Raw genomic sequence first — 13,251 nt, forward strand, 5'->3', positions numbered from 1 at the left:
TGCCCCTGAGGGGGTGAGCGATGATGGAGGGGCCGACTCCTGTTGTTCCTGTGACGTCCTTCGGGCGTCCCTCTCCCGGAAAGGTCCCCCATGGCACCGCGCATCCTGCTGGCCCGGCACGGACAGACGGCCTGGTCGCTGTCCGGCAAGCACACCGGCAGGACCGATGTGCCGCTCCTTGAGGAGGGCCGGCACGGCGCGAAGCTGCTCGGCGAACGCCTGCACCGGGCGCCGCTGGACGGGCTGCCCGGCGTGGCGGTCCGCACCAGCCCGCTCGTGCGCGCCGCGGAGACCTGCGCGCTGGCCGGGTTCGGGGAGCGGGCCGAGCCCTGGGACGCGCTGCTGGAGTGGGACTACGGCGCGTACGAGGGCCTGACCCCGGCCGAGATCCAGGCGATCCGCCCCGGCTGGCTGATCTGGCGCGACGGCGTCCCGGAGGGGGAGAGCGTCGCCGAGGTCACCGCCCGCGCGGACGAGGTCGTCACCTGGGCCCGCTCCGCCGACCGCGATGTCCTCCTCTTCGCCCACGGCCACATCCTGCGCTCCCTGGCCGCACGCTGGCTGGGCTTCCCTCTCGACTTCGGGGCCCGCATCCGCCTGAACCCGACGTCCCTGTCGGTCCTGGGCTGGGCATACGGCGAACCGGCACTGGAGAACTGGAACGACGTGGGCCACCTGGCGGGCTGAGCTGGAAGCGCTCCGAAGGGGCGCGGGGCTGTGTTCGATCTGCGGCTCCGCCGCGTGGGCGCGATCAGCCACGACGGCCCGCGGCCCGGCGACGGCGGACATGCCCCGCCCCTGCCGTCAGGCGGCGCCGCGCACGCGCTACGCCCCCGCGATCCTCGGATACGCCTTGTGCCGGTCGAGGAAATCCGAGACCCCCGCCGCCCGCCGGTGCGGCAACAGCACCCGCGCCGTCCCCGCCAGCATCGTCTGGATCCGGGACGACTGCACCTGGTCCAGCAGGGACAGCACCCGCACCCCCGCCTCCGCCGCCTCGTCCGGACGGCCCTCACGCGCCAGGTCGTCCGCGAGTTCCGCCGTATAGAGGGCGATGTTCCGCGTGAAGTGGGGGTCCTGGAGGTCCGCCGCCCGCCGGGCGTGCCGGGACGCCCGCGGCCAGTCGCCCAGCATGGACCAGCACTGCGCCTCCAGCCCCTCCAGCTCGGCCTCGCCGTAGAAGCTCATCCACTCGGGGTCGGCCGAGGAGCGCCCCCGGGCGAACAGGGCCTGCGCCCGGGCGAGCGCCCGCGCGCAGCCGGTGCGGTCGGCCAGCCCCGCCCAGCCCCCCGCCTCGCGCAGTGCGAGCAGGGAGTTCAGCCGGTCGGAACCGAGCGGCCGGGCCGCCCGCTGCGCGGCCTGGGCGGCGCGCACCGCCTCCCGGGGCCGCCCCGCGTCCCGTGCCAGGAACGCGGTGTTGCAGAAGGCGTGCGCCTCCAGCCCCTCGTCCCCGGTCATCCGGGCCGTGGCCAGCGCCTCCGCGTAGTGCGAGCGGGCGTCGTCGAAGCGGCCGGAGTCGTGCGCCAGCCAGCCCACGGAGATGGCGAGTTCACCCGCGCCCGTGTGCAGCCGCTCGACGGTGGTCTGCCGCATCGCGCCGGCGTCCAGCAGCGCGTACGCCGCGCGCAGGGGAGCCGCCGCGCGCCGGTAGAGGCCGTCCGCGCCGTGCCGGTCGTCCAGCAGCCGGATCCGGCGGACCGCGTCCTCCAGGGCCGTCGCCTCGGTGCTCCCGGGCCGGCGCGAGCGGCGGGGCGCGGGTACGGCGTCCGGGGTGAGCCCCAGCGGGCCCAGCGCGGCGGCGGCCACGGTGGCCCCGCCGGTCATGAATGCGCGACGCAGCACGTCGCTCTCCTCGTGGTTCGGATGGTCGTACGGGTACGGCCCCTGGGGGTCGCACACCTCGTGCGGGTCATACGGGTCGTGCGAGTTCAGCTGGTCCTGCGGCTCGGACGGCTCGCCCGGATGCCCGGCGACGGCCTCCCGCGCCCCGCCCGCGGCGAGTGCCCGGGGGGCGGTGCGCGCCGCGCGGCCGCGGACGGACGAGCGGGGCGCGAAGCCGAGGTCGGCGAGCGTACGACCGGGGAACATGTGCAGGAACACCCGCTCGTAGGCGTAGTTCGGGCAGCGGATCTCACCCGCCTCGACCCGCCCGACGTAGCGCGCGTCACAGCTCACCCGCTCACCGATCTCCCGCGCGGCCCGCCGCACCAGCGCCGCGAACTCGGCCGGTGAACGCCGGCCGCGCAGCCGCCGGAAGGCGAGGTTCGGCCGGGGTGGCCGTTCGGGCTGTGACGAGGTCACGGTAGACGACGCCATGGCCGGGTCCTCTCGTGCGAACCGTCGAACCATGCCGGTGCCGGGGCGGGTTCGGGACATGGCGCCCGAATGGTGCCCTGGTTCCGGCGAGCAAGAACGTACCGGCTGTGAGGGTCCCGCCACGCTGAGTTTGGCCACAAAAGCGGATATCTCATCCGCGATCTGCCATGAAGTGCCATCCTTTGCGGCGCACTTGTGCCGTAGCCGTTGACACGGTGACGCGTTGAACATGTTGACCGCGACAGTGCTGTGTGGTGGAGGCGGGCATGCAGACCAGCCAGAGCAATGAACCGTGTACCGCGCCGCTGCCGCCCGCCTCGGGCGACACGGCGTGCGACCTGGTGACCGTACCGGCCCGGCAGGGCCTGGAAGCGGTCGACATCCTGCGGCGCGCCGCCGCCGACGCGGTCGGACCGGTGCTGCACGACGACGACCGCGACACCCTCGGCTTCCTGGTGCCCGCCGGCACCGCGGCCGGCTGGGACGTGCCGGGCAGCACCTGCACGGAGACCGACGGGCGCGGACTGCGCCTCGCCCCGGAGCCGCCGGTCGCGGGTGCCGACTGGCTCCTGCCCCCCGGCGACGACGCCGACCTCGCCACCGACCCGGCCGTCCTGCGGGAGGCCCTCGGTGAGGCGGCGCGCCTGATCGAGGCCGCCGACAAGTGCTGCTGAAACGTTTACCGCGGGGACCTGGGACACGTTCACCGCGGGGGCCTGAGAAAATGGGCGGATGGGCAGGTCCAGGAACCCGCGGCGCGCAGCGGCCGCCACCGCCGCCGTGGAGGAAGCCGTCGACGGCGGTCTCGCACGGCTCGTCCCCGACCCGGACCGCGGCCGGGCCTGGACGCTGCTGATCGACGGGGCGCCCCAGTCGCACGTCGACCTGGACGACCCCGGGTACCTCTCCTTCGAGTACCAGCGCCGCATCGGCCATGTCATCGACCTCGCCGCCCCGCCCGGCAAGCCCGTGCACGCCGTGCACCTGGGCGGCGGCGCCCTCACCCTCGCCCGCTATCTCGCCGCCACCCGGCCCCGGTCCACCCAGCAGGTCGTGGAGCGGGACGCGCGCCTCGTGCAACTGGTGCGGCGGGAGCTGCCGCTGGACCCGAACGCCCGGATCCGGGTGCGGTCGACGGACGCCCGTGCGGGACTCGGCAAGGTGCCCGACGGCTGGGCCGATCTGATCGTCGCCGATGTCTTCAGCGGCGCCCGCACCCCCGCCCACCTCACCTCCACCGAGTTCCTGGACGAGGTGCGCCGCGCCCTGAAACCGTCCGGGATCTATGCCGCCAACCTCGCCGACGGCCCGCCGCTCGCCCATCTGCGCGGCCAGATCGCCACCGCGGCCGCCCGGTTCGCCGAACTCGCGCTGATCGCCGACGCGGCCGTACTGCGCGGCAAACGCTTCGGCAACGCGATCCTCGTCGCCTCCGACCTGCCGCTGCCGCTGCCCGAACTCACCCGGCGCGCCGCCTCCGACCCGCACACCGCCCGCGTCGAACACGGGCGTCAGCTCACCGACTTCACCGGCGGCGCGCTCCCGGTCACGGACGCGGCGGCCGTGGACTCCCCGGCGCCGCCGCCCTCGGTGTTCCGCTGAACGCGGGGGCCCCTGGACTCAAGGTCCGCCGCCCTGCGGCCGTCCGCCTCAGTAGGTGCCGATCTCCACGTGCGGCGGCCCGTCGTGCCAGGCGCAGAACACCGACACCCGGTCCGTGCCCCGGCTGAACTCCACCCGGATCCACGTCCCCGTCCTCCACACCTGCATCGACCAGCCGGCCCCCGGCGTCGCCGAGACGAGCGTGGCATCGGCCGCGCCCAGCTCGAACACCGCGCGGCCGCCGTCGGTGTCGTAGGCCTTGACCGTGCCGGAGGCGGTGGCGGACGGGGTGGGCGCGGGAGCGGTGGAGCGGCGGGCGGTCGCCGTGGGGGAGGGGGACGGCGACGGGGACGCGGAGGGTGAGCGGGACGGCCGGCGGGAGGCCGGCGCGTCCGGGGCCGTGGCCGCAGTCGCCCTCGCCGTCGGGGCGCCCGCTCCCACGACCGGCAGCGCGCGCGGCGGGTCGTACGCCGTCCCCGCCATCACCGTGTGCACGCCCCACCACGACAGCGTGACCGCCGCGCCCGTCGCGAGCAGCCAGGCCAGCACGTGTACGAGTCCTCTGCGCATCGCGTCCATCCTGCCCCACCGGTCCCACCCGGCCGCCACCGGTTGTCCGAGCAGGGGAGTTGTCCACAGCCGGGGAGTTGTCCACAGGCCCGCACCGGGCTCCCGCGCATGGCGTACGGTGCGGCGCATGGCAAGTCTGCTCGTGGTCGAGGACGACCAGTTCGTACGCTCCGCGCTCATCCGGCAGTTGACCGACGCCTCGCACACCGTGCGCTCCGTCGGTACGGCACTGGAGGCGCTGCGCGAGGTCGCCCACCACCGTTTCGACGTGGTCGTCCTGGACCTCGGACTGCCGGACCTGGACGGCTCCGAGGCCCTGAAGATGCTGCGCGGCATCACCGACGTGCCGGTCATCATCGCCACCGCCCGGGACGACGAGGCGGAGATAGTACGGCTGTTGAACGCGGGGGCGGACGACTACCTGACCAAGCCGTTCTCCGTCGGCCACCTCTGCGCCCGGATCTCGGCGGTGCTGCGCCGGGCCCGCGCCACCGGCGGCGAGGTCCCGCCCTCCACCGTGCTGCGCGTCGGCGGCCTGACCGTGGACCCGCTGCGCCGCCAGGCCGCGCTGGACGGCGCCCGGCTCGACCTCACCCGCCGCGAGTTCGACCTGCTCGCCTTCCTCGCCGCCCGCCCCGGCGTCGTCGTCCCCCGCAGAGAACTCCTCGCCGAGGTCTGGCAGCAGTCGTACGGCGACGACCAGACCATCGACGTCCATCTGTCCTGGCTGCGCCGGAAACTGGGGGAGACGGCGGCCCGGCCGCGCTATCTGCACACGCTGCGGGGCGTCGGCGTGAAGCTGGAACCCCCGGCGGACCCGGAGCCGGCGCGATGAGGTGGGCCCTGGTCAAGGTCTGCCTCGCGGTCACCACCATGGTCGTCGTCGCCTTCGCGGTGCCGCTCGGGCTGGTGGTCCGGGAGATGGCCCGCGACCGCGCCTTCGCGGGCGCCGAGCGGGAGGCCGCCGCCGTGGCGCCCGCGCTGTCCATCACCACCGACCGGGACGAACTGGAGCGGGTGGTGGCCGCCGCCGGCGCCGACTCCGGGATGGCCGTCCACCTGCCCGCCGAGGGCGCCCGCGGCGCACTCGACATCGGCGCCTCCCGCGCCACCGGCCACGACATCCAGGCGGTACGACGGCTCGGCCGGGCCTCCACCGCCACCGTCACCGGCGGCTTCGCCCTGCTGCAACCGGTGGCGCTCGGCTCCGGGGCGATCGCGGTGGTCGAGGTGTACGTCCCGGAGGCCGATGTGACCAACGGCGTCGGCACGGCGTGGGCGGTGCTGGCCGGTGTCGGCCTCGCGCTGATCGTCGGCTCGGTCGCCGTCGCCGACCGGCTCGGGGTGCGCATGGTGCGGCCCGCGCGCCGGCTGGTCGAGGGCGCGCGGGAGTTGGGCGAGGGAGAGCTGGGCGCCCGGGTGCCGGAGGAGGGCCCGACCGAACTGCGGCTCGCGGCGGTCGCGTTCAACTCCATGGCCGACCAGGTGGTCCGGCTCCTCGCGGGCGAGCGTGAGCTGGCCGCCGACCTCTCCCACCGGCTGCGCACCCCGCTCACCGTCCTGCGGCTGAACGCGGCCTCGCTGGGCGCCGGACCGGCCGCCGAGCAGACCCGCGCGGCCGTCGCCCAGCTGGAGCGCGAGGTGGACACCATCATCCGCACCGCCCGGGAGGCCAAGCCGCAGACGGCCGCGCCCGGCGTCGGCGCCGGGTGCGACGCGGCCGAAGTGGTGTGCGAGCGCATGGAGTTCTGGTCCGCGCTCGCCGAGGACGAGGGCCGCACCTGGCGGGTGGCCGGGCTGGACCGCCCGGCGTGGATACCCGTGGCCCGCGCCGACCTGGCCGCCGCCCTCGACGCCCTGCTCGGCAATGTCTTCCGGCACACCCCGGAGGGCACCGCCTTCGCGGTGGACGTGCACCAGGGCGACGACGCGGTGATCGTGCTGGTCTCCGACGCGGGCCCCGGCATACCCGATCCCGAGGCGGCACTGGCCCGGGGCCGGGGCTCGGGGGCCGCGGGCTCGACCGGGCTCGGCCTCGACATCGTGCGCCGGCTCGCCGAGTCCACCGGCGGCGACGTCCGGATCGGCGCCTCGGTGCTGGGCGGCAGCGAGATACGCATCCGCTTCCAGCGGGACGCGCGCGGGCCGCGGCGGCGGGGACACCGGGGTGCCGTGCGTCGGCGCGGGGCGCGGCGGCTGGTCCCGATCTTTAACCGGCCCCGATCCCTTCCTTAAGCGAACCCTAAGGACCGCGACGGCCGTCCGCATCAAGCGGTTTGCCCGGTTCCGGCTCGCTAGCGTGCTGCCGCACCACACCCCCCGTGACGAACGAAGGCAGGCATGCCCATGAGCACCCACCGGCGCAGGATCAGTGGCAGGAACAAGGCGATAGGCGGCATCGTCGCCGCGGCCGTGGTCGGCGGCGGCGCGCTCCTGTTCACGGGCACGGCGAACGCGGCGGGGGTGAACGCCGCGTACACCAGGACCAGCGACTGGTCCACCGGCTACACCGGCCAGTACGTCGTCACCAACAACAGCACCCAGCAGGAGAGGACCTGGACCCTGGAGTTCGACCTGCCGGCCGGGGCGAAGCTGTCCTCGCTGTGGAACGGCGAGTCGAGCGTCAGCGGCAGCCATGTCACGGTCCGCCCCGCGAGCTGGGACACCGCGGGGCTCGCCCCCGGCAAGTCGGTGACCGTCGGTTTCGTGGTCGAGGGCGGCGGCGCCCCGACGGGCTGTCGTATCGACAACAGCTCCTGCTCCACCGACGACGGACCGGCGCCCGAGCCGAGCGGACGCCCCACCGGGACCGGGACCCCCACCCCGACCCCCACGCCCACCAGGACGGCCACCCCGCCCCCCACGCCGACCACGAGCACCGGCTCCGGCACCGCCGCGTCCGCCGGGTTCGCGCCCTACGTGGACACCTCCCTCTACCCGGCCTTCGACCTGCTCGGCGCCGCCGACGCCACCGGGGTGAAGAACTACAACCTGGCCTTCATCACCGACGGCGGCGGCTGCACCCCCAAGTGGGGCGGTGTCACCGATGTGACCAGCGACGCCGTGGCCGCGCAGATCGGCGCCCTGCGCGCCAAGGGCGGGGACGTCCGGGTCTCCTTCGGCGGCGCCTCCGGCTCCGAGCTGGCCACCACCTGCTCCTCCGCCGACGCGCTCGCGGCGGCGTACGGCAAGGCGATCGACGCGTTCAAGCTGACCAAGGTCGACTTCGACGTGGAGGGCGGCGCGCTGCCGAACACGGCCGCCAACACCCGCCGCGCCCAGGCCATCGCCAAGCTCCAGGCCCAGCACCCCGGCCTGGACGTCTCCTTCACCCTCCCGGTGATGCCCGAGGGCCTCACCCAGGACGGCGTCGACCTGCTGTCCAACGCCAAGGCCAACGGCGTGAGGACCGGCATGGTCAACATCATGGCGATGGACTACGGCTCCTCGTACAACGGCGACATGGGCGGCTACGCCGAGCAGGCAGCGACCGCCACCCAGGCCCAGGTCAAGAGCGTGCTCGGGCTCTCCGACGCGGCCGCCTGGAAGACCGTCGCCGTCACCCCGATGATCGGGGTCAACGACGTCTCCGCCGAGACCTTCACGGTCTCCGACGCCACCCAGCTGGCGGGCTTCGCCGCGGCCAAGGGCCTGGGCGGCCTGTCCATGTGGTCCGCCGCCCGCGACCAGCAGTGCCCCGGCGGCCCCAAGCCCTCCGCCGACCCGACGTGCAGCTCCGTCGCCCAGGACAAGTGGGCGTTCTCGAAGGCGTTCGCCGCCTTCAAGTGAGGCGCGGACACGGGTGAGGGGCGCGGCGGCAGGATGCCGCGCCCCTCGCGCACGCGCTCAGCTCACGCCGCGTCGACCGGCGGCAGCTCACCCGTCCGCGCCGCCTTGCCGTACCAGTGGGCGCTCGACTTCGGGATGCGCTCCAGGGTCGTGTAGTCGACGTACACCGCGCCGAACCGCTTGCTGTAGCCGTACGCCCACTCGAAGTTGTCCATCAGGGACCACAGGTAGTAGCCGCGCACATCGGCCCCGTCCGCGATGGCGCGCTCGACCTCGGCGAGGTGGGCGCGCAGATAGGCGATGCGCTCGGGGTCGTGCACCCGGCCGTCGGCGTCCGGCTTGTCGTCGTAGGCCGCGCCGTTCTCCGTGATGTACAGACGCAGCCCCGGGGCCTCGCGGGAGTAGCGCATGATCAGCTCGTGCAGGCCGCTCGGGTCGATGGTCCAGCCCATCTCGGTGCGCTCGCCCGGCGTCTGGTGGAACAGCACGTCGTCGGCGCCCGGCCAGGGGGAGTGCTCGCTGGCGCCGTGGCCGTCCGCGCGCGGGCCCGCGACCGAGCCGGGGGCGGCCGAGACCAGCGCCGGGGTGTAGTAGTTCAGGCCCAGCGCGTCCAGCGGGGCCTTGGCCGTGGCCAGGTCGCCGTCCCGCACGAAGGACCAGTCGGTGACCGAGGCGGTGTCCGCCGGCAGGGTGGCGGGGTACGCCCCGTGCAGCATCGGACCGTGGAAGACGCCGTTGGCCAGGTCGTCGATGCGCCGCACCGCCGCGAGGTCGGCGGGGTCCTGCGAGAGCGGCCGTACCACCGAGGAGTTGAGGCTGACCGCGATCTGGTTGCGGGCCGGCATCACCGAGCGCAGCGCCGAGACGGCGAGGCCGTGGCCGAGGTTGAGGTGGTGCGCGGCGCGCAGCGAGGCCGCCGGGTCGGTGCGGCCGGGGGCGTGCACCCCGGAGCCGTAGCCCAGGAAGGCGCTGCACCAGGGCTCGTTGAGGGTGATCCAGTGCTCCACCCGGTCGCCCAGGGCGTCCCCGACGAGCTGGGCGTACTCCGCGAACCGCAGCGCGGTCTCCCGCTCCGGCCAGCCGCCCGCGTCCTCCAGCTCCTGCGGCAGGTCCCAGTGGTAGAGGGTGACGGCGGGCTGGATGCCGTGTTCCAGCAGGTCGTCCACGAGCCGGCGGTAGAAGTCCAGGCCCACCTGGACCGCGGGGCCCCGGCCGGTCGGCTGCACCCGGGACCAGGAGACGGAGAACCGGTAGGCGTTCAGGCCGAGGTCGGCCATGAGCGCGACGTCCTCGCGGTAGCGGTGGTAGTGGTCGACGGCGATGTCACCGTGGTCGCCGCCCGCCGTCCTGCCCGGGGTATGGCTGAACGTGTCCCAGATCGAGGGGGTGCGGCCGCCCTCCCGCACCGCGCCCTCGATCTGGTACGCCGAGGTCGCACAGCCCCAGAGGAAGTCGGTCGGGAAGGTGACGGGGGTGAGGGGTTCAGGCATGGAAGCGCTCCCAGATGAGTTGGAGGGACCGGAGACGGGGTGCGGGCCGTGCGGGGCGGGCCCCGGGGCCGGCGGGGCGGGGCCCGGCGCGGCCCGGCGGCGCGGGCGGACGAGGGGGCCGGGCGGCGACGGCCCGGCCCCGTGCGGGGTGAGCGGCCTGCCGGGGTCAACCCTTGATCGCGCCCTGCATGATGCCGCCCACGATCTGCTTGCCGAACAGCAGGAAGGCGATCAGCAGCGGCAGGGTGCCCAGCAGCGCGCCCGCCATGATCACCGACTGGTCCGGGACATAGCCGGTGCCCAGCGAGTTCAGGGCCACCTGCACGGTCGGGTTCTGCTGGTTCAGGGCGATGATCGGCCACAGGAAGTCGTTCCAGGCGAACACGAAGGTCAGCAGGCCGAGCACCGCCATCGCGGGCCGCGCGGCCGGGAAGACCACGTGCCAGACGACGCGCAGACTGCTCGCCCCGTCCACCCGGGCCGCCTCCACCAGCTCCGAGGGCAGCGCCTGCACCAGGTACTGCCGCATGAAGAAGGTGCCGAAGGCGGTCACCAGGCTCGGCAGGATCACCGTCTGGAGCTGGTTCGACCAGCCGAGGTCCGCCATCCACAGATACAGCGGTACGACGGCCAGCTGCGGCGGGATCATCATGGTGCCGACGGTCAGCAGCAACAGCAGCCCGGAGAAGCGGAACCGGAGCTTGGCGAAGGCGAAGCCCGCGAGCGTCGCGAACAGCACGGTGCTGACCGTGATGGTGCCCGCCACCAGCACCGAGTTGAGCATCGCGGTGCCGAGCCCGGCCTGGTCCCAGGCCGCCTGGAGGTTGCTGAACAGATTGCCGCCGAACCACAGCGGCGGCGGGGTCTGCGCGAGCCGCCGGTCGGTGCGGGAGGCCGCGACCGCCGTCCACACCAGCGGGGCGAGCGAGACGAGCGCGAACACGGTCAGCACGACGTACGTCACCGGGCCCGCGTGCGACTGCTTGCCCGCGCCCATCACCCGGCGCCGGGCGCGCGTGGTCCGCGCCTTCGGCGGCAGCGTCAGTTCACTGGTGGTCATTGGGATTTCCTCAGCCGTCGGGTGAGCAGCAGATTGACCGCGGCGATGATCAGCAGGATCAGGAACATCGACCAGGCGATCGTGGACGCCTTGCCGAGGTTGCCGACGATCCAGCCCTGGTCGTACATGTACAGACCGAGCGTCTGGTACTGGTGCTCGGAGCCGCCCTTGGACCCGCTGACCCCGCCGAACAGCAGCGGCTCACCGAAGAGCTGGGTGGCGCCGATGGTGGAGACCACGACCGTGAACAGGATCGTCGGGCGCAGCTGCGGGACGGTGACATGGCGGAACTGCTGCCAGCGGTTGGCGCCGTCGATGGCCGCCGACTCGTACAGGTCGGCGGGTATGGCCTGCATGGCGGCGAGATAGATCAGCGCGTTGTAACCGGTCCACCGCCAGATGACGATGGACGACACCGCGAACTGCGAACCCCAGTCGGACTCACGCCAGTTGACCGGCCCCGCCCCGGCGAAGTGCAGCAGCCAGTTGACCATGCCGCCGTCCCACGAGTACAGCAGCGTGAACACCAGGGTCGCCGCGGCCACCGAGGTGGCGTACGGGGTCAGCATCACCACGCGCCACACGGTCGAGCCGCGCAGCCGGTAGTTCAGCAGATGGGCGAGCCCGAGCGCGGCCAGCAGCTGCGGCACCGTGGAGATCACCCCGATGGTGAAGGTGTTCTTCAGGGCGTTCCAGAAGAAGTCCGAGGACAACAGGTTCCGGTAGTTGTCGAGGCCGGTCCAGGTCTGGTGGTCCAGCGAGGAAAGCTGCACATTGTGCAGTGAGTACCAGACCGTGTAGAGCAGCGGGACCAGGGTGAAGGCCCCGAACAGGATGAAGAAGGGGGCGACGAACGCGTATGGCGACCCCTTCATGTCCCAGCGGTAGAGCCGGCTGCGCCAGGAGTCGGCCGCCGGCCCGCCCGGGCCGTGAGCGCCCCGGGCCGCGCCCGGCGGGGTGCCGGGCGCGGCCTCGGCGCTCGACGCGGAGTGCGCGAGAGCCTCGTGGGAGCTGGTCACTGGCCGAGCACGTCCTTGATCTCCTTGGACGCGGCGTCCCAGCCCTGAGCCGGCGTCTTGCCCTTCTGCTCGACCTGGAGGATGCCGACGTCCGTGATGGCGGTGGTCATCGGCTGGTCCTTGATGCCGAAGACCTGCGTCGGGATCGTCTTCGCCGAGTCGGAGAAGATCTGGGTGAGCGGCGCGTTGGAGAAGTAGGCGGTGGTGTCCGCGGCCGGCTTCAGGTTCGGGTAGGCCGACGGCGTCGACGGGAAGCTCGCCTGCTTGGAGAACACCTTCTCCTGCTGGGCGGGCTCGGTCAGCCACTTGGCCAGCGCGATGGCCTCCTTCTGGTGCTTGCCCGCGTTCGGCACACCGATCCAGGAGCCGCCCCAGTTGGACGCGGTGGGCGCCGCCGCCACGTCCCAGTTGCCCTTGCCGGAGTCACCGGACTTCTGCTCGATGTAGCCGATCATCCAGGCCGGGCAGGCGACGGTGGCGAAGGAGGCGTTGGCGTAGCCCTGGTCCCAGGTCGGGTCGAACTGCTTGAGCTTCGCCGACATGTTGCTGGTGGCGACGGTCATCGCCACGTCCCAGGACTTCTTCACGCCCTCCGACCTGTCCCAGATGACGTTGCCGTCCTTGTCGTAGTAGCGGTCCGTGCCGCCACCGAGGGCCGCGTTGTACACGGAGGCCGCCGAGTCCACGAACTTGGTGCCCTCGGGCGCCTTCTTCATGTACTGCTTGCCGACGTCGACGTACTTGGCCCAGTCGCCCTTCCACATCTGGGCGAGCTTGTCCCGGTCGGTGGGCAGGCCCGCCTTCTGGAACAGGTCCTTGCGGTAGCAGATCGCCATCGGGCCGATGTCGGTGCCGAGCCCGATCAGCTTGCCGTCCTTGGTCGTGGCCTGGGCGTTCTTCCAGTCCAGCCACTGGGACTTGTCGACGTACTTGCTCATGTCGACGAACTTGTCGGCCTGGGTCTGCACGGCCTCGGTGATGTTGCCGATCTCGATGGCCTGAATGTCATCGGTGCCGGAGCCGGCCTGGAGGCGGGTGAGCACCTTCGGCCAGTAGACGTCGGTGCGGGTGGTGACGTTCTCCTTGATGTTGATGTCCGGGTGCAGCTTCATGTACTCGTCGTAGAGGCCGGCCTGCTTGTAGCCGAAGACGCCGTAGGTCCCGACGGTCAGCGTGATCTTGCCGTTGCCGTTGCCGCCGCCCGCGTCGTCCGAGGAGCCGTCCTTGGCGTCCTTGGCGCAGCCGGCCAGCAAACTCGTGGTCAGCGCGGCGACGGCCGCCAGGGCCATCATCCGCCTGGACCGGCGGAAGTTCGTGCGCATTGCGTCCTCCTGTTGCCTGACGTGCCGACCCCCCGGCCGACTGCATGGAATCGGGCCCGTTCGTCACGCGCTGCGGCTCGGGC

Annotated in this window: 12 protein-coding genes; 6 read left to right on the forward strand and 6 right to left on the reverse strand. The window is 73.1% G+C overall.

Features of this window, described 5'->3' with window-relative positions:
- The first annotated feature begins 90 nt into the window (after window positions 1-90).
- Complete coding sequence (locus QHG49_RS22185; RefSeq protein ID WP_301490896.1) at window positions 91-687, forward strand: histidine phosphatase family protein; 597 nt, start codon at window positions 91-93, stop codon at window positions 685-687.
- A 138-nt stretch (window positions 688-825) separates the two neighbouring features.
- Here the strand turns inward: QHG49_RS22185 and QHG49_RS22190 are convergent, their stop codons facing one another.
- The gene (locus tag QHG49_RS22190; protein WP_301490897.1) at window positions 826-2,316 is read right to left on the reverse strand and encodes a hypothetical protein; all 1,491 of its coding nucleotides are present in this window, start codon (window positions 2,314-2,316) and stop codon (window positions 826-828) included.
- Window positions 2,317-2,582: 266 nt separating this feature from the next.
- Between QHG49_RS22190 and QHG49_RS22195 the strand changes: the two genes are divergently transcribed.
- Both QHG49_RS22195 and QHG49_RS22200 read left to right on the forward strand, forming a co-directional pair.
- On the forward strand, window positions 2,583-2,990 hold the full coding sequence (locus QHG49_RS22195) for a hypothetical protein (protein WP_145485344.1): 408 nt from the start codon (window positions 2,583-2,585) through the stop codon (window positions 2,988-2,990).
- Window positions 2,991-3,048: 58 nt separating this feature from the next.
- On the forward strand, window positions 3,049-3,918 hold the full coding sequence (locus QHG49_RS22200; RefSeq protein ID WP_301490898.1) for a spermidine synthase: 870 nt from the start codon (window positions 3,049-3,051) through the stop codon (window positions 3,916-3,918).
- A gap of 48 nt (window positions 3,919-3,966) precedes the next feature.
- Here the strand turns inward: QHG49_RS22200 and QHG49_RS22205 are convergent, their stop codons facing one another.
- On the reverse strand, window positions 3,967-4,488 hold the full coding sequence (locus tag QHG49_RS22205) for a hypothetical protein (RefSeq protein WP_159708197.1): 522 nt from the start codon (window positions 4,486-4,488) through the stop codon (window positions 3,967-3,969).
- A gap of 127 nt (window positions 4,489-4,615) precedes the next feature.
- On the opposite strand from QHG49_RS22205, the gene QHG49_RS22210 reads away from it, so the two are divergent.
- From QHG49_RS22210 to QHG49_RS22220, 3 genes are all read left to right on the forward strand, one after another.
- Window positions 4,616-5,323, forward strand: coding sequence for a response regulator transcription factor (locus QHG49_RS22210; RefSeq protein ID WP_301490899.1), 708 nt, complete (start codon window positions 4,616-4,618; stop codon window positions 5,321-5,323).
- Complete coding sequence (locus tag QHG49_RS22215; protein ID WP_301490900.1) at window positions 5,320-6,723, forward strand: HAMP domain-containing sensor histidine kinase; 1,404 nt, start codon at window positions 5,320-5,322, stop codon at window positions 6,721-6,723. Before QHG49_RS22210 ends, QHG49_RS22215 begins: the two co-directional genes overlap by 4 nt.
- Window positions 6,724-6,834: 111 nt before the next feature.
- A complete protein-coding gene (locus QHG49_RS22220) occupies window positions 6,835-8,277 on the forward strand; it encodes a cellulose binding domain-containing protein (protein WP_301490901.1) in 1,443 nt (480 codons plus the stop codon).
- A gap of 62 nt (window positions 8,278-8,339) precedes the next feature.
- Here QHG49_RS22220 and QHG49_RS22225 read toward each other — a convergent pair whose 3' ends face one another.
- The 4 genes from QHG49_RS22225 to QHG49_RS22240 all read right to left on the reverse strand — a co-directional run bounded on the left by QHG49_RS22225 (window position 8,340) and on the right by QHG49_RS22240 (window position 13,168).
- On the reverse strand, window positions 8,340-9,767 hold the full coding sequence (locus QHG49_RS22225) for a GH1 family beta-glucosidase (protein WP_301490902.1): 1,428 nt from the start codon (window positions 9,765-9,767) through the stop codon (window positions 8,340-8,342).
- A gap of 166 nt (window positions 9,768-9,933) precedes the next feature.
- Window positions 9,934-10,827: a carbohydrate ABC transporter permease gene (locus QHG49_RS22230; protein ID WP_201300569.1), complete on the reverse strand. Its 894-nt coding sequence runs from the start codon at window positions 10,825-10,827 to the stop codon at window positions 9,934-9,936.
- Window positions 10,824-11,846: a carbohydrate ABC transporter permease gene (locus QHG49_RS22235; RefSeq protein ID WP_301490903.1), complete on the reverse strand. Its 1,023-nt coding sequence runs from the start codon at window positions 11,844-11,846 to the stop codon at window positions 10,824-10,826. The genes QHG49_RS22230 and QHG49_RS22235 overlap by 4 nt, the downstream gene beginning before the upstream one ends.
- Window positions 11,843-13,168 (reverse strand): ABC transporter substrate-binding protein, encoded by a 1,326-nt coding sequence (locus QHG49_RS22240; RefSeq protein ID WP_159701621.1) that lies wholly within the window; start codon window positions 13,166-13,168, stop codon window positions 11,843-11,845. The genes QHG49_RS22235 and QHG49_RS22240 overlap by 4 nt, the downstream gene beginning before the upstream one ends.
- Window positions 13,169-13,251: the final 83 nt, after the last annotated feature.

The organism is Streptomyces sp. WP-1 (assembly GCF_030450125.1).
GTDB classification, from domain to species: domain Bacteria; phylum Actinomycetota; class Actinomycetes; order Streptomycetales; family Streptomycetaceae; genus Streptomyces; species Streptomyces incarnatus.

What these genes read in the sequence shown, in the direction of transcription:
- QHG49_RS22200 (WP_301490898.1), top strand. Translation starts at nt 3,049, where the DNA reads ATGGGCAGGTCCAGGAACCCGCGGCGCGCAGCGGCCGCCACCGCCGCC.
- QHG49_RS22240 (WP_159701621.1), bottom strand. Translation starts at nt 13,168, where the DNA reads ATGCGCACGAACTTCCGCCGGTCCAGGCGGATGATGGCCCTGGCGGCC.
- QHG49_RS22190 (WP_301490897.1), bottom strand. Translation starts at nt 2,316, where the DNA reads ATGGCGTCGTCTACCGTGACCTCGTCACAGCCCGAACGGCCACCCCGG.
- QHG49_RS22185 (WP_301490896.1), top strand. Translation starts at nt 91, where the DNA reads ATGGCACCGCGCATCCTGCTGGCCCGGCACGGACAGACGGCCTGGTCG.
- QHG49_RS22210 (WP_301490899.1), top strand. Translation starts at nt 4,616, where the DNA reads ATGGCAAGTCTGCTCGTGGTCGAGGACGACCAGTTCGTACGCTCCGCG.
- QHG49_RS22225 (WP_301490902.1), bottom strand. Translation starts at nt 9,767, where the DNA reads ATGCCTGAACCCCTCACCCCCGTCACCTTCCCGACCGACTTCCTCTGG.
- QHG49_RS22220 (WP_301490901.1), top strand. Translation starts at nt 6,835, where the DNA reads ATGAGCACCCACCGGCGCAGGATCAGTGGCAGGAACAAGGCGATAGGC.
- QHG49_RS22230 (WP_201300569.1), bottom strand. Translation starts at nt 10,827, where the DNA reads ATGACCACCAGTGAACTGACGCTGCCGCCGAAGGCGCGGACCACGCGC.
- QHG49_RS22195 (WP_145485344.1), top strand. Translation starts at nt 2,583, where the DNA reads ATGCAGACCAGCCAGAGCAATGAACCGTGTACCGCGCCGCTGCCGCCC.
- QHG49_RS22205 (WP_159708197.1), bottom strand. Translation starts at nt 4,488, where the DNA reads ATGCGCAGAGGACTCGTACACGTGCTGGCCTGGCTGCTCGCGACGGGC.
- QHG49_RS22215 (WP_301490900.1), top strand. Translation starts at nt 5,320, where the DNA reads ATGAGGTGGGCCCTGGTCAAGGTCTGCCTCGCGGTCACCACCATGGTC.